At 68.2% G+C, this 19,205-nt stretch carries 18 protein-coding genes; 7 read left to right on the top strand and 11 right to left on the bottom strand.

Going from position 1 to position 19,205, the window contains the following annotated elements; all coding sequences use genetic code 11:
* Positions 1-210 precede the first annotated feature (210 nt).
* The gene (locus tag MT490_RS04645; protein ID WP_297384687.1) at positions 211-690 is read left to right on the top strand and encodes a PilZ domain-containing protein; all 480 of its coding nucleotides are present in this window, start codon (positions 211-213) and stop codon (positions 688-690) included.
* On the opposite strand, the gene MT490_RS04640 is transcribed toward MT490_RS04645, so the two are convergent.
* Positions 687-2,318: a glycoside hydrolase family 43 protein gene (locus tag MT490_RS04640; RefSeq protein WP_297384685.1), complete on the bottom strand. Its 1,632-nt coding sequence runs from the start codon at positions 2,316-2,318 to the stop codon at positions 687-689. The two genes, MT490_RS04645 and MT490_RS04640, sit on opposite strands and share 4 nt — an antisense overlap.
* Positions 2,315-3,805: an MFS transporter gene (locus MT490_RS04635; RefSeq protein ID WP_297384684.1), complete on the bottom strand. Its 1,491-nt coding sequence runs from the start codon at positions 3,803-3,805 to the stop codon at positions 2,315-2,317. Before MT490_RS04635 ends, MT490_RS04640 begins: the two co-directional genes overlap by 4 nt.
* A 158-nt stretch (positions 3,806-3,963) precedes the next feature.
* Between MT490_RS04635 and ada the strand changes: the two genes are divergently transcribed.
* Both ada and MT490_RS04625 read left to right on the top strand, forming a co-directional pair.
* Positions 3,964-5,004, top strand: a complete 1,041-nt coding sequence (gene ada, locus MT490_RS04630; RefSeq protein WP_297384682.1) for a bifunctional DNA-binding transcriptional regulator/O6-methylguanine-DNA methyltransferase Ada — start codon at positions 3,964-3,966, stop codon at positions 5,002-5,004.
* Positions 5,001-5,468, top strand: a complete 468-nt coding sequence (locus MT490_RS04625) for a DUF1203 domain-containing protein (protein WP_297384680.1) — start codon at positions 5,001-5,003, stop codon at positions 5,466-5,468. The genes ada and MT490_RS04625 overlap by 4 nt, the downstream gene beginning before the upstream one ends.
* A gap of 174 nt (positions 5,469-5,642) precedes the next feature.
* Here the strand turns inward: MT490_RS04625 and MT490_RS04620 are convergent, their stop codons facing one another.
* From MT490_RS04620 to MT490_RS04600, 5 genes are all read right to left on the bottom strand, one after another.
* The gene (locus MT490_RS04620) at positions 5,643-7,190 is read right to left on the bottom strand and encodes a serine protease (RefSeq protein WP_297384706.1); all 1,548 of its coding nucleotides are present in this window, start codon (positions 7,188-7,190) and stop codon (positions 5,643-5,645) included.
* A 99-nt stretch (positions 7,191-7,289) separates the two neighbouring features.
* Positions 7,290-8,825, bottom strand: a complete 1,536-nt coding sequence (locus MT490_RS04615) for a hypothetical protein (protein WP_297384679.1) — start codon at positions 8,823-8,825, stop codon at positions 7,290-7,292.
* An 82-nt stretch (positions 8,826-8,907) separates the two neighbouring features.
* Entirely contained in the window at positions 8,908-10,446 is a 1,539-nt protein-coding gene (locus MT490_RS04610) for a hypothetical protein (protein WP_297384678.1), read from the bottom strand.
* A 71-nt stretch (positions 10,447-10,517) separates the two neighbouring features.
* Positions 10,518-12,680 carry a primosomal protein N' gene (locus MT490_RS04605; protein ID WP_297384677.1) on the bottom strand — a complete coding sequence of 721 codons (2,163 nt, stop codon included), beginning with the start codon at positions 12,678-12,680 and terminating at the stop codon, positions 10,518-10,520.
* Positions 12,681-12,931: 251 nt separating this feature from the next.
* Positions 12,932-13,618 carry a DUF2490 domain-containing protein gene (locus MT490_RS04600; RefSeq protein ID WP_297384676.1) on the bottom strand — a complete coding sequence of 229 codons (687 nt, stop codon included), beginning with the start codon at positions 13,616-13,618 and terminating at the stop codon, positions 12,932-12,934.
* Positions 13,619-13,778: 160 nt separating this feature from the next.
* Here MT490_RS04600 and MT490_RS04595 point away from each other — a divergent pair, with 160 nt between their 5' ends.
* The 3 genes from MT490_RS04595 to MT490_RS04585 all read left to right on the top strand — a co-directional run bounded on the left by MT490_RS04595 (position 13,779) and on the right by MT490_RS04585 (position 15,905).
* Positions 13,779-14,174: a hypothetical protein gene (locus MT490_RS04595; protein ID WP_297384675.1), complete on the top strand. Its 396-nt coding sequence runs from the start codon at positions 13,779-13,781 to the stop codon at positions 14,172-14,174.
* A gap of 17 nt (positions 14,175-14,191) precedes the next feature.
* Entirely contained in the window at positions 14,192-14,848 is a 657-nt protein-coding gene (gene fsa, locus MT490_RS04590) for a fructose-6-phosphate aldolase (protein WP_297384673.1), read from the top strand.
* A 163-nt stretch (positions 14,849-15,011) separates the two neighbouring features.
* Positions 15,012-15,905 carry a tyrosine recombinase XerC gene (locus MT490_RS04585; RefSeq protein WP_297384671.1) on the top strand — a complete coding sequence of 298 codons (894 nt, stop codon included), beginning with the start codon at positions 15,012-15,014 and terminating at the stop codon, positions 15,903-15,905.
* A 182-nt stretch (positions 15,906-16,087) separates the two neighbouring features.
* On the opposite strand, the gene MT490_RS04580 is transcribed toward MT490_RS04585, so the two are convergent.
* Genes MT490_RS04580 through MT490_RS04570 form a run of 3 tightly spaced genes read right to left on the bottom strand, consistent with a single transcriptional unit; the run spans position 16,088 to position 18,061 of the window.
* Positions 16,088-16,678, bottom strand: coding sequence for a DedA family protein (locus MT490_RS04580; protein WP_297384669.1), 591 nt, complete (start codon positions 16,676-16,678; stop codon positions 16,088-16,090).
* Entirely contained in the window at positions 16,675-17,643 is a 969-nt protein-coding gene (gene gshB, locus MT490_RS04575) for a glutathione synthase (RefSeq protein ID WP_297384667.1), read from the bottom strand. The genes MT490_RS04580 and gshB overlap by 4 nt, the downstream gene beginning before the upstream one ends.
* 43 nt (positions 17,644-17,686) lie before the next feature.
* Positions 17,687-18,061, bottom strand: coding sequence for a YraN family protein (locus MT490_RS04570; RefSeq protein ID WP_297384665.1), 375 nt, complete (start codon positions 18,059-18,061; stop codon positions 17,687-17,689).
* Between the two features lie 111 nt (positions 18,062-18,172).
* Between MT490_RS04570 and MT490_RS04565 the strand changes: the two genes are divergently transcribed.
* Complete coding sequence (locus MT490_RS04565; RefSeq protein ID WP_297384664.1) at positions 18,173-18,370, top strand: hypothetical protein; 198 nt, start codon at positions 18,173-18,175, stop codon at positions 18,368-18,370.
* Here MT490_RS04565 and rsmI read toward each other — a convergent pair.
* Complete coding sequence (gene rsmI, locus MT490_RS04560) at positions 18,367-19,203, bottom strand: 16S rRNA (cytidine(1402)-2'-O)-methyltransferase (RefSeq protein WP_297384663.1); 837 nt, start codon at positions 19,201-19,203, stop codon at positions 18,367-18,369. The genes MT490_RS04565 and rsmI overlap by 4 nt on opposite strands.
* Positions 19,204-19,205: the final 2 nt, after the last annotated feature.

The raw sequence follows: 19,205 nt of genomic DNA, 5'->3' as shown, positions 1-19,205 counted from the left end.
ACCGAGGCAGAGCCGGGACGGTGGCCCTGGGGCTGTCGTCCGATCACGCTGCATGATGCCTCGCTGGGCGGCCATATGGTAGCAAAGCTGCCATAAGTCAATGTGGCGCGATTTATGCTCCGGTTATCGCGGTCCTCACCCAAGGTCGAAAGGATTGCTTAACCAATCGAGCTGTAGCCCGGGCACTCCGGTATTTTTGAGGAAAGCGCTGTGCTGGTCGCGCGTCTGGAAGTCCTTGGCGAAGTCGATCCGCGCGGCGCGATCCGCTTCCATGTCGCGAGCGAGAGCACCTTGCGCGGCGCCGACGGCCGGCCGTTCGAAGTGCTGGTCGACAATTTCTCGCGCACCGGCTTCCTGTTCGTCTCGGACGAGGAATTCCCCTCGGGCACCCTGGTCGCGATCGGCCTGTCCGGCGCGGGTTCGCGCGAGGCGCAGGTGGTGTGGCGCGAGGGCCGCCGCCATGGCTGCGAGTTCCTCGTGCCGCTGCCGCAATCCAAGATGGCGCGTGCCTTCCAGGGGCAGGCCGACGTGCTCGCCAATCTCGAGGCGGAGCTGCGCAGGCGGCTTGCGCCCGCCCAGCCCGCGGCTGCGAGGGCGCCCGAAGCACCGCGTCCGCAGCCGGCCGTCCCGGCGCGCAACGCCCGCAAGCAGAAGCTTGTCGACGCGATCCGGCAGTTCCTCGACAATTAACCCCGCGTCGGGTCCTCCCGATAGGCCCGCTCGCGATATTCGAACCAGTCGAAGTCGGCGGTACGGCCTGTCCCCGCCATGTCCTGGCAGGCCATTCCCACGAACGCGCCGGTGAAGTTGGGCAGGCCCGGCTGCGTCGCTTCGTCCGAGAGGATGCTCGAGTCGAACTGTTCGGGAAGCCAGGTCCAGTCGGCGCCCTCGATACGGAAGGCGAAGCGAAGGCGCTCGTAATCCACTTCGACGCGCAGCTCGATCCGGCCCTCGGGGATAGCGATCGGCGCGGTGAAGGCATCGGCCTGGGGTGAATCGGGGAGCGCGGACATCACGCGGATATGGCGGCCGATCGCCTCGTCGTGGCTGACATGGACGTAATGGAACTTGCTGCCGTTGTAATAAGCGACGAGCCCCGCGGCCTGTTGGAAATGCTCGGGTGCGAATTCCATCGCGCAGGAGGCCGAGTAGCAGAAATCCTGCTGGCGCCGCGCGACCAGCGCCTGGGTGAACAGGCTGCCGATCGTCTCGCGGCCGTGGAGGCGGAGGTGGCCTGGACGCGCTGTCAGGCTGAAGATGCGGTCGGGCTCGGGGGTGCGGAGCCATTGCAGGTCGAGCGGGAGTTCGGTGCTGTCGAAATCGTAGCGAACCTCGGTCTCGCGCGCAGGCGACGGCGGGACGCCGAGCGCGGGCGCCTCGAGCACCGGCATGCCGCTGCGATCTTCGGTGTAGAGCCAGCCATCGTCGCCCCAGCGCATGGGCTGGATCGCGGTCTCGCGACCGAGCACGCACCGGCCGCGATTGGGGAGCGGGCGGCCGCAGAGATAGACCATCCAGGTCTCGCCGGTCGGCGTCTCGACCAGATCGGCATGGCCCGCGCGCTGGAGCGGCGCGTCGGGGCGAGTGCGGCTGGTGAGGATCTGGCCGTCGGGATGGAGCCCGTAGGGGCCGCGCAGGTTGCGCGATCGGGCCATCGTCACCGCGTGGTTCCAGCCGGTCCCGCCCTCCGCGACGAGCAGATAGTACCAGCCGTTCCTCTTGTAGAGATGCGGCGCCTCGGTGAGGCCGAGCGACGTGCCGGGGAAGATGTTGGTCCGCGCGCCGACCAGCCGGCCTTGCTCGGGCGAATATTCCTGCAGGACGATGCCGGCGAAGCGACTGCGGCCGGGGCGGTGGTCCCAGAGCTGGTTGAGCACATATTTGCGGCCGTCCTCGTCGTGGAACAGCGAGGGATCGAAGCCGCTGGAATTGATATGGACGGGATCGGACCAGTCGCCATCCACGCGCTCGCAGCTGACCAGGTAATTGTGGAAATCGCGCAGGCTCGCGCCCGATGCGCCGCCGACGGTGGTGCGGCCATAGCGCTTCACATCGGTGTAGATCAGCCAGAAGCGCTCCCCGTCGTGGCTGATGTCGGGCGCCCAGACGCCGCAGCTGTCGGGATCGCCGCGCATGTCGAGCTGGCTCGCGCGATTGAGCGGGCGGCCGATCAGCCGCCAGTTGGCGAGATCGCGCGAATGATGGATCTGGACGCCGGGGAACCATTCGAAGGTCGAGGTGGCGATGTAATAATCGTCGCCGACGCGGCAGATCGAGGGATCGGGGTTGAACCCCGGCAGGATCGGGTTGCGGATCATAGGGGCCGGTTCCTCCGGGCGCGGATTTCGATGACGATCCCGAGCAGAGCGAGCGCGAGACCGAAGCCCCAGATGCCGCGCATCGCGATCGGCACCTCGCACGCGCTGAAGCTGGTGAAGAAGCCGCACTGCGCCGGTGCGATCCCGCTCGAATAGAAGAGCGTGAGCCCGCCCGACAGGATCGCGCCGAGCAGGATCGGGATCCAGCCGCTCTCGCGGCCCTGGTCCTCGCCGGGCTTGCGCACCAGGGTCCAGAGCAAGGCCGCCGCGATCAGATCGAGCACGCCGAGCGCGATGAAGAACGGATCATAGCCGATGCGGACGACGAGCGCGCCGATCAGCAAAGTGAAGATCAGCACGCCCAGATTGGCCATGGTTCCCGCCATCCCGGCGACCGTCCCGACTTCGTTGCGGCGGAACAGGTCGCTCGCCATGGTGATGCAGGTGACCGACAGGGTCTGGTGCGCGAAGGCGCCGATGCTGAGCAGCGCCACCGCCATATAGGGGCTGGTGACGCCGCCGACGAAGATCATGCTCGTCATCAGCAGCGCGCCCAGGGTGAAGGTCCAGCGCCGCGCGTCGATCAGTGCGATGCCGCGGCGCTCGAGCCAGAGCACCAGAGCCGGGCCGAACAGACAGCCGATATCGGCGGCGACGAAGGGGAGGACCACCGCGATCGCCAACTCGCCCAGATCGAAGCCGCGCACCTCGCTCAGATAGAGCGGCAGCCAGAAGGTGAGCGTCGCCCAGGTCGGGTCCGCGAGGAAGCGGGGAAGGGCGATGCCCCAGAAGTTCCGGCGCCCGAGTAGCGACAGCACCGGCGGCTTCGCATCGGCGCTCGCCTGGACATGCGCCTCCTGCCCGGAACGGATCAGCGCCAGCTCCTCGGTGGAGACGGTGCGATGCTCTTCGGGCGACCGATAATAGAGCAGCCAGAGCACTACCCAGAGCAGAGCGAGGCCGCCCGCGACGTAGAAGGCCGCGCGCCAGTTCCACCAGACGATCGCGACCGCGACGATCGGGCCGGCCAGTGCGATGCCTGCCGAGGCGCCGAGATTGTAGATGCCGCCGGCCAGTCCGCGCTCGCGCGCCGGGAACCATTCGGAGACGACCTTGAGCCCCGCGGTGTGCGAGGTACCCTCGGCAAAGCCCAGCCCGGCGCGCAGCACCGCCAGCCCCTGCCAACTCGTCACCCAGCCATGCGCGAAGGTGAGCAGGCCCCAGGCGGTGGCGAAGATCGCCATGCCGCTGCGCAGCCCGCTGCGATCGAGGATATAGCCGACCACCGGCTGGAGCATGATGAAGGCCTGGAAGACGCCAGTGACCCAGCTATACTGCTCCTTGGTCATCGGCACGTCGGCCTGGAAGGCATCGGTCGCGACGACCACCCCGAGCGTCTGGCGCACGAGATAGTTGATGATCGTGCCGAGCATCACGATCGCGATGATCCACCAGCGCAGTGCGCGGGTCCGTTGCCAGAAGCTCATGCGCCTCTCCCTTGCGCCTTCCCTGCGTGCGGAGGGCTGTTAGCGCTAACGGTGGCGCGTGGCGGCGCGAAGGGCAAGGGTCTTGTCCGAGTTTATGCTTCCGCTTTGACCGCAAGCCGCGGGATGTAGCGCCGGGCGGGCAGGCCTATATCGGCTGCATGAGCAACCAGCAGGCCATCAGCGACGACACCGCCTGGGCGGCCTTCGACGCGCGCGACCGCGCTTATGAGGGGCGCTTCATCGTGGCGGTGACCACCACGGGCATCTATTGCAAGCCGACCTGCCCCGCGCGGCGGCCGAAGCGCGAGAACGTGCTCTTTTACCCCGATGCGGACGCCGCGCGGGAAGCGGGCTTCCGCGCCTGCCTTCGCTGCAAGCCCGACGAAGTGAGCCGCGATCGGATCGCGGTTGCCGAGGCAGTGGCGCTGATCGAGGCGGCGGAAGAGCCGCTGGGCCTCGAGGAACTCGCCAGCCGCGTTGGCTATGCGCCGCACCATTTCCAGCGGCTGTTCAAGCGCGGGACCGGCGTGACTCCGGCCGCTTATGCTCGGGGGCTGCGCGCGCGCCGCGCCGCCGCCGCGCTGACCGAGGAGGAGCGTGTGACCGACGCCATCTACGAGGCGGGCTATGCCGCGCCCAGCCGCTTCTACGAGACCGCCAATGCCCGGCTCGGCATGACGCCGAGCGCGTGGAAGCGCGGCGGCGCCGGCGTGACGATCCGCTGGACGATCGCCGAGACCAGCCTGGGGCCGCTGCTGATCGCGGCGACCGACAAGGGGCTGTGCCGCGTCGCTTTCGACGAGGACCAGTTCGCGCTCGCGCGGCGCTTCCCGGCGGCGGAGATCGCGCCGGGCGGGGCGGCGCTCGCCACTCTCGCGGCGCGGGTGGTCCGCGAGGTCGAGACGCCGGGGCGCGACATGGATCTGCCGCTCGACGTGCAGGGGACCGCCTTCCAGGAAGCGGTGTGGCAGGCGCTGCGCGCGATCCCGGCCGGGGAGACTCGCAGCTACGCCCAGCTCGCCGCCGAGGCCGGCAATCCGCGGGCGGTGCGTGCCGCGGGGACCGCGTGCGGCGCCAATCATGTCGCGGTGCTGATCCCCTGCCATCGCGCGCAGCGGGCCGATGGCAGCATGGGTGGCTATGCCTATGGCGTGGATCGCAAGCGCACGCTGCTCAAGCGCGAAGGAGTGGAGGAATGAGCTACGTCATCGCCGGGCTCGATCCCGCGCCGTTCCGGCGGCTCTACGGCATGTCGGACGAAGCGCTCGCCACGGAGCAGGTCGTGCGCATGACCGCGGACAGCAAGCCCGGCTTTCCCTGCCGCGTGACGCTGGAGGATGCCGAGCCGGGCGAGGCGCTGCTGCTGCTCAACTACGAGCATCTGCCCGACGCCACGCCCTATCGCTCGCGCCATGCGATCTTCGTGCAAGAAGGGGCCGAGGCGCCCGCGCGCTTCGAGGATGCGATACCCGAGCAGCTCGCGTGCCGCCTGCTGTCGGTCCGGGCGTTCGACGCCGATGCGATGATGACCGATGCCGAGGTGGTCGAGGGAACCGCGCTCGAGCCGCTGATCGAGACGATGTTCGCCGATCCGGCGGTGGCCTTCCTCCACGTCCACAACGCCAAGCGCGGCTGCTTCGCGGCGCGCGTGGATCGGGAGTGATCGGCGTTGGGGCATAAAAGCCCCTCCCTGCTTGCAGGGAGGGGTTGGGGGTGGGTGCGCGCGTCTGCGCGCCCAAAAACTCATCCCCGAGCCGAAAGCGACGGACGAGGCATCGAGCCTCGCCCGTCGCTACCCACCCCTAACCCCTCCCTGTCAGGGAGGGGAATATCGACGTTAAGGAGTCGTCGCCGTGGCCACCGGCGGCCCCGAGGCCGCGGGGCTGCAGCTGTAGACCAGCTTCTCGTTATACACTGGCGGCAGCGCCGCGCGCAGCGCCTGCTGCTGGGTGGCGAGGCTGGCGCGCGCGGCCTGGTCGGCCGAGCAGGTCTTGATCGGCACGCTCGCCCGCAGCTGGCGCGCCTTGGCCATCTGTTCGGACGAGAGCAGATAGCGTGTGTTGGTATAGGTGCGGGTCGCCGGATCCCAGACGAGCACCGAGACGGACTGGTCCTCCTCGGGGACGAGGATCCGCTGCCACAAGGTGCCCGACTCGGCATATTGGGTGCGGCCGTTGATGCAGCCGTCGGCGCCGATGTCGAGATCGATCCGGTCGGTCTCGGTGACGGTGATGCGGCTGCGCTCGGGGACGATCGTGCAGGTCATTCGGCCGAGCGCGGCCTGATTGGGCACGGCGGCCGCGGCGCCGGCCTTGGGCACCGGCAGGATGCGCGATTCGTCGAAGTCCGGGCGCGTCAGGAACAATATGACCGCGCCGAGCACCAGCACGCCGCCGCCCGCCGCCAGCCAGATCGCCTCGCGCCGCCGGTCGCGCGACAGCAGCAGCCCGGCGCCGCCCAGCGCCAGCGCGCCGAGGACGAGCAGCACCGCGGCGCCCGCCATATAGTTTTCGCGCGTCACGACATTGCGCGAGCGCGCCTGGGCGATCGCGTCCTCGCGTTCGCTCGCGCTCTTCGAGGCGTCCGCCCGCGCCCGCGCCTCGGCCTCGAGCCGGGTCTTCTCCTCGGCGCCCCGCTCCCGCGCCATCTGCTCCTCGACGCTGGTGCACGGCACGCCGACCGAGGCGAAAGGCTGCTTCGCGCCGCGCAGGAAGGCGGCGAGCTCGCTTCCCGCTATTGCAAAAGCGAACGTCGAATCGCCGTCGTCGGCGCGGGTGATCGCCGAGTTGACGCCGAGCACGCGCCCGCAGCGATCGAGCAGCGGACCGCCCGAATTGCCGCGCGCGATGCCGGCGGTGTGGAGCAGCACGCTGGTTCCCTGCAGGGTGCGGTTCCCCGCGAAGCCGCCCTGCGACCGGACGGGCGATTGCGGGTTGATGAAGTCGGCCGCCGACCGCGCCGTGGCGAGATCGACATTGCCCGGATAGCCGAGCGCGATCAGGCTCTCGCCATCCCCGGGCGAGCCGGTGAAGAGCGTGAGCGGCGGGAGGCGGACGCCGCTGAACTCGATCAGCGCCAGGTCGCGCTGCTGGTCGATCGCGATGAGGCGGCCCTGGAAGGACTTGTCGCCTTCCGAGGGGACGATCCCGATCACGACATTGTCGGGATAGCGGTCCGCGAGCTCGACGACGTGCGCGTTGGTGACGATGCGGTTGGGCGCCACCGCGAAGCCGCTGCCATGGCCGAAGCCGACGACCTCGTCGTCGACCACCGCGATGGTGACGATGCGGACCACGCCGCGCGCCGAGGCCGAGATGTCGTCGGCGCGCGCCGGGCCGATGCACGCCAGTGCCAGCACGACCATCAACAGCAAGCGCCGAACCATCACCACGCGACCCCTTCGTTCGGGCCGAGCTTTCGGGCAAAAGCCGCGGCGGTTCAAGCGGAACGACCCGCTTCGCGCCGCCGCGCTTCGAAAGACGTCTCAGACGTCCTTTTTCTTCTTCTCCGCTTCCTCTTTCTGCTTCGCCTCGGCGTCGCCAAGCACCTTGATCGCGGCTTCCGTGCCCGAGCTGTCGAGCGCGTCGAGCACCTTCTTGGCGGTGTCGCCGGCACCGCCGCTATGCGGGCCGTAAGCGACGGGCTCATAGGCGACGCGCGCCGCCTTGAGCTTGCCCTGCTCGAGCAGCAGCCTTCCAGCCTGCAGGCGCAGTCCGTTGTCGAACGGCGCGAGGGCATAGGCATAGAGCAGCCCCTTCTCCGCGCTTTCGCTCGGCTTCTGCTTTGCGGCCTTGAAGCTCTCGTAGAACTGGATCAGCGGTTCCGGATACTCGGTGTCGAGCTTGTTGGCGGTGAGGAACCAGCCGCGCGCCTGCTTCCAGTCGGCGGCGGTGGCGCCTTCCTTCTTCTTCGCCAGCTCGATCTGCGCCATGCCCTTGTAGAGCATGGCATGGATCGACTTCGGATCGGCCGCGATCGCGCGATCGGCGGCGGCTTCGGCCGCGATGTAGTTCTTGGCGTCGAATTCCGCCTCGGCGAGCTCGTTCTGGGCGGCGGCGTCGTTCGGAAAAGGCGCGGCGAGACGGCGCGCGGTCTCGGCGACGCGCGGCGCGCTCTTCTGGTCGACGCCGCGGCTCGACAGGATCCGCGCCGGCATGATCGCGGCCTCGCCGGCCGATACCTTGCGCAGCGTCACTTCGCTCGCTGGAACCTGCGCAGCGGTGAGCATGATCGACGGCAGCGAGGCGCGCTTGCCATAGCCGGTGAGCTTGCCGTCGAGCGAACCGAGATCGCCGAAGACCTTGGTCGCCTCCTCGATCGACTTGCCCGAGTTGATCGCCGCCAGATAGGCGCCGAGTTCCTTCGCGTGACCGCCCAACAGCAGATAGTGGGTGAGGAGCCAACCGCGGGCGTAGAGGACGCAGGTCTGACGGTCGTCGAGCTTGTCGTGCTTCAGCCGGACGAGCTCGTCGGCGGGCAGATAATTGTTGAGGCCGACGCACCAGCGACGGTGCTCGGGATTCTTGCCGAGCACCAACGACCCGTCGTTGCGGAACGAGGCGGTGCCGACGAACTCGGCGAAGCCTTCGACGAACCAAGGCGGGAACACCACGTCGGGCCAGCTCGAGAACATGAAGCTGTGGCCATATTCATGCATCAGGATCGTCTGCGCATCGAGCGCACTGTTCGACTTGCGCGGCACGAACGCCACCGGGCCAGACGAGCGCGACTGGAAGAAGCCCGCGACCGAGGAATCGCCCGCCAGCTTCTGGATGTCGCCGACATCGTCGACCATGAACACGGTCACGCGCATCATCTTGCTGACCGGTCGATCGGGCGTCCCGGTGATCTTGCGCAGTGCGCGGTCGAACCGCTCGAGCCGCTCGGTGAACTCCTTCACGCGCTCGGGCGCATCGTTCGAATAGACGACGAAATGCTCGGAGCCGGCCTCGTACCAGTCGGCATGCGCGAGCGAAGGCGCCACTAAGAGAGCAGCGGCAAGCAACAGTCTGCGAAGCATTGATTTTCCCCCGAATCGCCGCATCCTATAAAGGTCGCTTGGGTGCGGCAAGCACAGTGATCGAAGGTTCGCCGCGCAGGATTCAACTCCCGCTCCCGCCTCCTTCTTCGTCATCTGCCTCGGCCTGCGTATCGAAGTTCTTGATCGCGCTCTCGACATCGCCCTTGTCGAGGATCGCGAGCAGATCGGCCGCGCGCTTGGCGAGGCCCTTGCCGTGCGGGCTGTAGGCCAGCGGCGCGAGCATCGCCCGCGCCTCGGTCTTGTTCCCTTCCTTCAGGAACATCCGCGCGGCGTTGAAGCGCAGGCGATCGTCCTGCGGGGCGAGATCGAAGGCGCGCGCGAGCCCCTGCTTGGCATTCTCGCTCGGCGGCATGCCGAAATCGACGAAGCTGCGATAATAGAGGATCAGCAATTTGGGGTCGTCGGGCTCGAGCTTGTTGCCCGCCGCGATGATCTTGCGGATCCCCACCAGCGTCTCCTTGCTCCCGTCCTTCGCCTTGTGGGCGATGGCCATGCGCGCCATCGCCTTGTAGAGCCAGGCGTCGACCGCCTTCGGGTTCGCGGCGATGGCGCGATCGGCCGCGGCTTCGGCGGCGGCGAAGTCGCGGACGTCATAGGCGGCTTCGGCGAGGACGATCTGGGCGCCGGCGTCGTTCGGGAACGCCGCTGCCGCCCTGCGCGCGTCGGCATAGACATCGGGTGCGGTCTTGGCGTTGACGCCCTTCTTCGAACGGATGCGCACGTTCATCGTCGCCGCTTCCCCGTCGGTCAGCTTGCGCAGCGCCACCTCGACTTCGCCGGCCTCCACCGGCGAGACGAGATAGGCCGCAATCTTGCCCCGCTTGTAGCGCTCGAGCTCGCCATCGAGCTTGCGCAGGTCGCCGAAGGCCTGCGCGGCCTCGAGCGACGGCTTGCCGGCGTTCAGCGCGTCGAGATAGGCGGCGAGCTGCCCCGCACGCTGCCTGGCGATCATGAAATAATGCGTGAGGAGCCAGCCGCGACCGTATAGCGCGTGGCGTTGCTCGGGCGTCAGCTTGAGCGTGTCCGCGCGCAGCATCTTGTCGATCGGCAGGTTGTTGCCGCTCATCAGGATGCCCGCGCGATATTGCGGCGGCATTCCGATCGCAACCGCGCCCCCTTCCTTGAATTCGGCGGTGGCGTAGAGCTCGGCAAAGCCTTCGACGAACCATGCGGGATATATCGCGTGGGGCGAGATGCTCCACATCAGGTGATGCGCATATTCGTGCAGCAGGATCGCCTGCGCACCGAGATCGGTTTCGCTGCCCGAACCCGAGCGGCGCGGCACGACCGCGAGCGCCCCGCCGGCGCGCGACACGTAGAAGCCGGCGACATAGCGATCGCCGGCCAGCTTCGATACCGCTTCCTGGCTCGCCACGACGTAGACAGTCACGCGATTCGGCGCCGCGACCGGCTCGTCGCGCCATCCGCCGAGCGTGCGGACCGCCTTGTCGAAACGCTCGAGATTCGCGGCATATTCGCGGAGCCTCTCCGGCCGCTGGTCGGCATAGACCGTGAAGTGCTGCGTGCTGGCCCCGTACCAATCCGCGCGCGCCACGCCGGGCAACAACATAAACAGCAGCGGCAACAGCTTGCGAAACATCGTGAATCCCCCCGATTCCGTCGCGATGTCTAAAGCGGCTTCGCGACGGCGGATAGGAAAGAATCGACGCGTCAGAGGAAGCTGTAGGGGTCGACGTCCACCGCAACGCGCACCTTGGCGCTCCATTCGAGCGCGCCCAGCCAGTCGCGGATCATGTCCTGCACGTCGAAGGCGCGGCGGGCATGGACGAGCAGGCGGAAGCGGTGGCGGCCGCGCAGCATCGCGAGCGGGGCGGGGGCGGGGCCGTAGACGGTCATCTCGTCCCGCCTGGGCGCGGTGCGGCCGATCATCCGCGCGGTCTCCTCCGCCGCGGCCTTGTCCTCGCTCGACACGATGATCGCGGCATAGCGGCCGTAAGGCGGGGCACCGGCGTCGCGCCGCATCTCGGTTTCCGCCGCGTAGAAGGCGGCGCCGTCGCCCGAGACGAGCGCCTGCATCACCTGCGCGTCGGGAGCGTGGGTCTGGATATAGACCTGGCCCGGCTTCTCGCCGCGGCCGGCGCGGCCCGACACCTGCATGATCTGCTGGAAGGTCCGCTCGGCCGCGCGCAGGTCGCCGCCGTCGAGCCCCAGGTCGGCATCGACCACGCCGACCACGGTGAGGTTGGGGAAATGATAGCCCTTGGTGACCAATTGGGTGCCGACGACGATGTCGATATCGCCATGCTCCATCCGCTGGACGAACTCGGCGGCCTTGGCGGGGGACCAGAGCGTGTCCGAGGTTACGATCGCGGTGCGCGCATCGGGCCACAGCAATGCGACTTCGTCGGCGATCCGCTCGACCCCGGGGCCGCAGGCGACGAGGCTGTCGGCCTCCTCGCATTCGGGGCAGATGTCGGGCGTCGGGATCATGTGGCCGCAATGATGGCAGGCGAGCCGGCGGATCAGCCGGTGCTCGACCATCCACGCCGTGCAATTGGGGCATTGGAAGCGGTGCCCGCAATGCCGGCAGAGCGTCAGCGGGGCATAGCCGCGGCGGTTGAGGAACAGCAGCGACTGCTCGCCGCGCTCGAGCGCGGCGTCGATCGCCAGGATCAGCCGCGGGCTTAACCAGCGGCCGCGATCGGGCGGCTCCTTGATCAGGTCGATCGCCTCGATGTCGGGAAGCTCGGCGAGGCCGTAGCGGCCCGGCAGCTTGAGCTCCTCGTACCGGCCGAGCTCGACCTGGTGGCGCGTCTCGATCGCCGGGGTGGCCGAGGCGAGGATCACCGGGCAGCCCTCGAAGCGCCCGCGCATCACCGCCACGTCGCGGGCGTGGTAATGGACGCCTTCCTCCTGCTTGAAGCTGGTCTCGTGCGCCTCGTCGACGACGATCAGCCCGAGCTTCGGATAAGGCAGGAACAATGCCGAGCGCGCACCGACGACGACCATCGCCTCGCCGCGCGCGATTGCCCGCCAAGCGCGGCGGCGCTGCGAGGTGCGCAGCCCCGAATGCCAGGCGACCGGCTCGCAGCCGAAGCGCTGGGCGAAGCGGGTGAGGAAGGGCTCGGTGAGCGCGATCTCGGGGAGCAGCACCAGGGTCTGCCGGCCCGCGGCGATCGCGGCGGCGACGGCCTCGAAATAGACTTCGGTCTTGCCCGATCCGGTGACGCCGTCGAGCAGGAAGGGCTGGAAGCTCGCGGCCCCCACCGACTGGCGCAGGATGCTCGCCGCATCGGCCTGTTCGGTGCTGAGATCCGGCGGCGCGAAATTGGGATCGGGAAGCGGATAGGGGCTGTCGGTGTCGACCGTCACCGCCTCGATCGCGCCGACCTTGCACAGCCCGCGGATCACACCTTCGGACACGTCGGCGATGGTCGCGAGCTCGCGCACCAGCCCCTGACGCTCGCCGATCCGCTCGAGCGCCTGGGCGCGCTGCGGGGTGAGGCGGTCGGGCACCATGCCGGTCGCGCGATATTCGGTGATCGTCGGGGCGCTCTCGAACGCGGCCGAGGTGCGTACCGCCATCGCGAGCACCGCCGAGGGCGGGCTCAGATAATAATCCGCGGTCCATTCGACGAGGCGGCGCACCGGCTCGGGGATCGGCGGCGTGTCGGCGACGGCGATCAGGTTGCGCAGGCGATTGTCGCCGATCTCCTCGGTGGGCAGCCGCTCGGGCTCCCAGACCACGCCGGCATATTGGCGCGGCCCGATCGGCACGACGACGATCGACCCGGGCTCGACCGCCATGCCTTGCGGCACGCGATAGTCGAGGGGGCCGAGCGCGGGATGGAGGACGAGGACGCGGGCGCGCATGCCGCCCTCATATGGGGTTTTGCGAGCGAAACGGAATCCCCTATTCCGCGCGGCGTCGTGCCTGGGTCGTATCGACATTCAGGCGAGCGAGGACTTTCAATCCTCCCCCGCCAGGGGGAGGTGGCACGCGCAGCGTGACGGAGGGGGCGGAACCACTACGCTCACTTGGAGAGTGCACTGCCTACCTCCCCCTCCGACGCCTTCGGCGCCACCTCCCCCTGGCGGGGGAGGATTTTGAATGTCGATACGCCCTAGTCGCCGCTGTCACCGATGCTGGCGACGTTGAACGACAGTGTGAAGGTGGCGGCGTGATCCATCTGGCCGCGGCGGCCGCCGCGGCCAAAGCGGTACTGGTTGAGATAGCCGACCTCGCCGCGCAGCTTGCCGCCGAGCCCGAATGAGAGACCGGCTGCGTTGCGCATGCGTTCGTAACCGCCCTGCTGGCCCCAGCTGGTGGTGTTGAGGTTGAGGAAATGCTCCTGCGTGGCGAAGAGCTTGAGGCCCTTGTCGTTCAGCGGGGTATCGAAGCCGAGCCGCGGGCGCACCCGCACGCCGATTCCGCCGCCGCTGCTGTTGAAGCGCTCTTCGAGCCGCAGCCTGCCCGAAAAGCCGCCGCCGAACGGCACCAGCACCATCTGCCGCAAGCGTTCCTCGTTCGGCAGCGCCACGCCGCGGTTCCAATCCTCGACATGCCGATAGCCGATCGACAGCTCGATGCCGCCCGCGGTCGTGTGGGTGAACAGCGCGCCGAGCTCGGCATGCGAGAAGCCCTCGGCGCGATCGCTGAAACGGCCGATGCCTTCCAGCGTGACCTTCTCGCGCGCGCCGATCGTGACCGTGGCGTTGGTCTGCAGCCACAATTGCTCGTCGACCTGCTGCGCATGGGCGGCGGCGGGCGCGAGCAGCAGGACTGCCGAGAATAGGGGAAGGCGCGGCAAGATCGATATCCTTGGAAACAGGCCGATTGGGCGCGGCCTTAGCAATGATATGGCAACAATGTCACCAATTCGTCGCATTGCCCCGCAGTTGCGACGAGGCGCGGATGTGCCTATTATGTTCCACGCCGGCAGGAGCCGGCGTCAAAAGGGGGGAAGGGCCATGTTGCTCACTGCGCTCGCGCTCACGATCGCCATTCCACAACAATGCCGCAGCTTCGACGCCCGGCTGCCGGCGCAGCTGGCGGGATGGACTCGCAACGGGCGCGATTTCGATACGCGACATGCCGTCACCCTCAACGCCGGCCGCGACGGGACGCTTGCGACCACGGTGCGGATCCGCAAGGCCGGGACCTTCGGCGTCGCGCTCAGCGAGCCGGGCTGGATCGACGTGCAGCCGATGCGCGGCAAGCCGCTCGCCTCGGTGGCGCACGGCCACGGCCCGCAATGCTCGACGATCCGCAAGATCGTGCGGTACAAGCTGCAACCGGGCACCTATCGCGTGACGGTGAACAAGCTTAAGGCGACCCGCGCACGGCTGATGCTCGTGCGCTACTGATTCGCCTGAGGACCGCCATGAAATTCTTCGCCGATACCGCCGACACCGCCGACATCCGCGACCTCGCCGATGCGGGGCTGCTCGACGGCGTCACCACCAATCCCTCGCTGATCCACAAGGCGGGGCGCGACTTCCTCGAAGTGGTCGCGGAGATCTGCCGGATCGTGCCGGGCAAGCCGGTGTCGGCCGAAGTCGTCGCGCTCGACTATGAAGGCATGATGCGCGAGGCCGAGGTGGTCCGGAAGATCGCCGACAACATCGCGGTCAAGGTGCCGCTGACGATCGACGGCCTCAAGACCTGCAAGGCACTCACCGACGACGGCACGATGGTCAACGTGACCCTGTGCTTCTCGGCGAACCAGGCGCTGCTCGCCGCCAAGGCCGGCGCGACCTTCGTCTCGCCCTTCGTCGGCCGGCACGACGACAATGGCTTCGACGGCATGCAGCTGATCAGCGACATCCGGCTGATCTACGACAATTACGATTTCTCCACCGAGATCCTCGTCGCCAGCGTCCGCCATCCGATCCACGTGCTCGAGGCCGCGCGCATCGGCGCCGACGTGATGACCGCGCCGCCCGCGGTGATCCGCCAGCTGGTCAAGCATCCGCTGACCGACAAGGGGATCGAGGGCTTCCTGGCCGACTGGGCGAAGACCGGGCAGAAGATCGGCTGACTTTTTCTCCCTCTCCCCTTGTGGGAGAGGGAAGGAGCCGATGAAATCGGCGGAAGGGTGAGGGGGAGTGTGTCTTGATAGACGTCCCCCTCATCCTTCCCACTGCTTCGCAGCGGGCCCCTTCCTTCTCCCACGAGGGGAGAAGGAGCGCTATGCTGCTCCCGTGACCGAACCCGCGCTGCCTCTGCTCTACGGCCAGCATCTCGCCCGCGACCGGCGGCGCTCGGCGCATACGGTGCGCGCGTACGAGGCGACCGCGGTCCGGCTGATCGCCTTCCTCCAGTCGCATTGGGGCGAGGCGGTGACGCGCGAGACGCTGGCGCGGATCGGCAATGCGGACCTGCGCGCCTTCCTGGCGCACCGCCGCAACGACGGGCTGTCCAACGCCTCGGCCGCGCGTGAGCTCTCCGCGGTGCGCGGATTCCTGAAGTTCGCGGTGGGCGAGACCGCCGAGCTGCCCCGGTTGCGCGGCCCGCGCGTGAAGAAGGGGATCCCACGCCCGGTCGCACCGCACGAGGCAGTCGCGCTCGCGGAGACGGTGTCCGAGGAAGCGCGCGAGCCCTGGATCGGCGCCCGCGACTGGGCGGTGCTGCTCCTTCTCTACGGCGCGGGGCTACGTATCGGCGAGGCCGTGGGCCTGACCGGCGCGGTGCTGCCGCTCGGCGCCACGATGCGCGTCACCGGCAAGCGCGCCAAGACGCGCACCGTCCCCTTGCTCCCGCAGGTACGCGAGGCGATCGAGGACTATGCCCGGCTCTGCCCCTATGGCGTGTCGCGCGACGCGCCGCTGTTCCGCGGAGCCAAGGGCGGGCCGCTGCCGCCGGGGATGATCCGCAAGGCGGTACGCTCCGCGCGGACCGCGCTGGGGTTGTCCGAGCGCACCACGCCGCATGCGCTGCGCCACAGCTTCGCCACGCACCTGCTCGGCCGCGGCGCCGATCTGCGCGCGCTGCAGGAGCTGCTCGGCCATGCCAGCCTCAGCTCGACCCAGGTCTATACCGCGGTCGACGCCGCACACCTGCTCGACGTCTATCGCAACGCCCATCCAAGGGCCTAGCGCGAATCGACATTCAGACGGGCGAGGATTTTCAATCCTCCCCCGCCAGGGAGGTGGCACGCGCAGCGTGACGGAGGGGGCGGAAGCACTGCGCTCAGTCGCAGAGTGCGCCGCTTACCTCCCCTCCGACGCCTTCGGCGCCACCTCCCCCTGGCGGGGGAGGATTTGAATGTCGATCCGCACTAGCGCTTGGCCCGGGGCTTCCAGGTGACGACGCGCCACAGATAGAGCGCGAAGGCGAAGGCGACGATCCCGGTCACGATCGGCGCGATCCAATGGTCGATCGTCTCGAAATTGGTGCCGAGCCAGAAGCCGATGCCGACAAGGATCGTGTTCCACACCAGGCTGCCCGCGGTCGTGTAGAGCAGGAAACGCCAGAAGGGCATGTGCAGCAGCCCGGCCGGGATCGAGATGATGGTGCGTCCGATCGGCATGAAGCGGAACACGAAGACGGTGATGCCGCCCCAGCGATCGAAGAAGCGCCGCAGCGTCTCGACATCCTCCCAGTCCATGGTGAGCCAGCGGCCCCAGCGGTCGACCATCGGCTTGAGCCGCTTGTAGCCGTAGCGCCGCCCGACTTCCCACCAGAAGAGATTGCCGATCGCGCAGCCGAGCGTGCCGACCAGCACGAGCAGCAGGAAGCTCATCTTGCCCTGGCCGGCGGCGATCCCACCCACGCTCATGATCACTTCGGAGGGGACGGGCGGGATCACATTCTCCAGCACCATCAGCAGGAAGATGCCGAGATATCCCCAGTCGAGCCAGTTGGTCATCCGCGATCAGCCGTGCGTTCGGCGACGCGGCGCTCGATCGCCTGCCAGATCAAGGCGGCGGTATCGGTGCCGTTGAAGCGGTCGATCGCGACGATCCCGGTGGGGGAGGTGACGTTGATCTCGGTCAGCCATTCGCCGCCGATCACGTCGATCCCGACGAACAGCAGGCCGCGCCGCCTGAGCTCGGGGCCGAGAAGGTCGCAGATCTCCTGCTCCCGCGCGGTGAGCTCGGTCTTCGCTGCCGAGCCGCCGACCGCGAGATTGGAGCGGATCTCGCCTTCGCCCGGGATGCGGTTGATCGCGCCGGCGACTTCGCCGTCGACCAGGACGATGCGCTTGTCGCCTTCCGCGACCGAAGGGAGGAACGCCTGCACCATGTGCGGCTCGCGATAGGCGGTGTTGAACACTTCGATCAGCGAGGCGAGGTTGGCGCCGTCGCGGCCGACCTTGAAGATCGCCTTGCCGCCATTGCCGTGGAGCGGCTTGACGACGATCTCTCCATGCTTCGCCAGGAAGGCGCGCGCCTCGTCGAGGCTGCGCGTCACCAGGGTGGGCGGCATGAACTCGGCATAATCGAGCACGAAGATCTTCTCGGGCGCGTTGCGGACGTTTGCCGGGTCGTTGACCACCAAGGTGCGATCGGCGATGCGCTCGAGCAGATGGGTGGCGGTGATATAGCCCAGATCGAACGGGGGGTCCTGGCGCATCAGCACCACGTCGGCCTCCTCGCCCAGATCGAGCTTCACCGGGTCGTCGAAGCGGAAGTGATTCCCCTCGACGCGCTGGACGCTGACCGGATGCGCCTTGGTCCAGACGCGCCCGTCCGCATAGTTCAGGTCTTCGGGTGCGTAATGGAACAGCCGGTGCCCGCGCGCCTGGGCGGAGAGCATCAGCGCAAAGGTCGAATCGCCGGCGATGTTGATCGCATCGAGCGGGTCCATCTGCACGGCAACGGTGAGCGACATTCGGCCTCCTTGAGAGCATCCTTAGGTGACTTATTTGACTAAGTCACCCCATCCAGGCGTTCTCGATATGGCGAGGCAGCGTTCGGGGAGCAATGAGGATCACGTCGACGCGGATGTCGTCGCCGGGGCCGGCGAACCGCGGCATCAGATATTCGGCCGCGGCCGCCACCCGCGCGAGCCGCCGCTCGTCGATCGCGAAGTCGAGCTCGGCGCTCGTCGCCCGCGTCTTCACTTCGACGAAGGCGACGAGGTTGCCCTTGCGCACGACGAGATCCACTTCGCCGGCGGGCGTGCGCACGCGGCGATCGAGGATGCGCCAGCCGCGCAGCCAGAGCCACCAGGCGGCGCGCCTTTCGCCCTCGCGCCCCCGGTTTTCCGCGGCTTTCCGGGCGCTCGTCGCGCGTCGAGGCCGCTTCATCTGCAAGAGCCTGCATAAGGGCTTGGCGCCTGTGGATAACTTTGGTTATCCTCCATCATTCCGACTCATGAGAGGCGGGTCGCACATCGTCACCGGGGGGTGCCGAAGGTTATGGAATCCAACGAAAGCTATTACCGGCGTCGCGCTATCCAGGAAATCGTTGCAGCACGTCACGCGATCACGGCGAATGCCAGGGAGCGCAGACGGATGCTTGCCGAGTCCTATGTCCGGCGCCTTTCCGAACTCACCGGATCGGACGAGAGCTTCCTGCTCGATTCGAATCCGGCGCGCTTGCAAGAGTTCGCCTAAGCCTTGAGCGCCATGGCGCGGGCATACAGGGCCTTGCGGTCCAGCCCGAGCTTCTTGGCGACTTCGCCCGCGGCCTTTGCGGGCGGCAGCCGGGTCAGCGCTTCGGCAAGCGCGGCATCGGCATCCTCTTCGCTCGCCGGCGGCGCTTCGCCCGGCGGCGCGACCACCACCACCATCTCCCCCTTGGGCGGCGCATCGGCATAGCGTGCCGCGAGGCCGGTCAGCGTATCGGTGACGCATTCCTCGAACCGCTTGGTGATCTCTCGCGCGACCGCGGCCTCGCGGTCGCCCAGGCCCTCGGCCAGCGCGGAGAGACAAGCGGAGAGGCGCGGCCCCGATTCGTACAGCACCAGGGTCGCGCGCACCGTGGCGATCTCGGCGATCGCCTCGGCACGCGCCTGCTGCTTGGCGGGCAGGAAGCCGAGGAACAGGAAGCGATCGGTCGGAAGGCCCGCCAGGGTGAGCGCGGCGATCGCGGCGCAGGGGCCCGGGATCGTCGTCACGGCATGGCCGGCGGCACGGGCATCGCGCACCAGCTTGAACCCGGGATCGGAGATCAGCGGCGTGCCCGCGTCCGAGACCAGGGCCACCGCCTCGCTCGCCATGCGCGCGATCAGGCCGGGGCGAACCGCGTCGGCATTATGGTCGTGATAGGGCGCCATCTTCCCCTTCACGCCGAGGTGGCGGAACAGCCCGGCTGTCACACGCGAGTCCTCAACCGCAACCAGATCGGCCTTCGTCAGTATTTGAGCAGCGCGCGGACTGAGATCGCCGAGATTGCCGATCGGCGTCGCGACGATGTACAGGCCGGGCGCGAGAACGAGATCATCCATCG

The sequence above is a fragment of the Sphingomonas sp. genome (genome assembly GCF_026460985.1).
GTDB lineage: Bacteria > Pseudomonadota > Alphaproteobacteria > Sphingomonadales > Sphingomonadaceae > Sphingomonas.
Note: the sequence above shows the minus strand (reverse complement) of the source record. Positions and strands in the feature narration are given on the sequence as shown.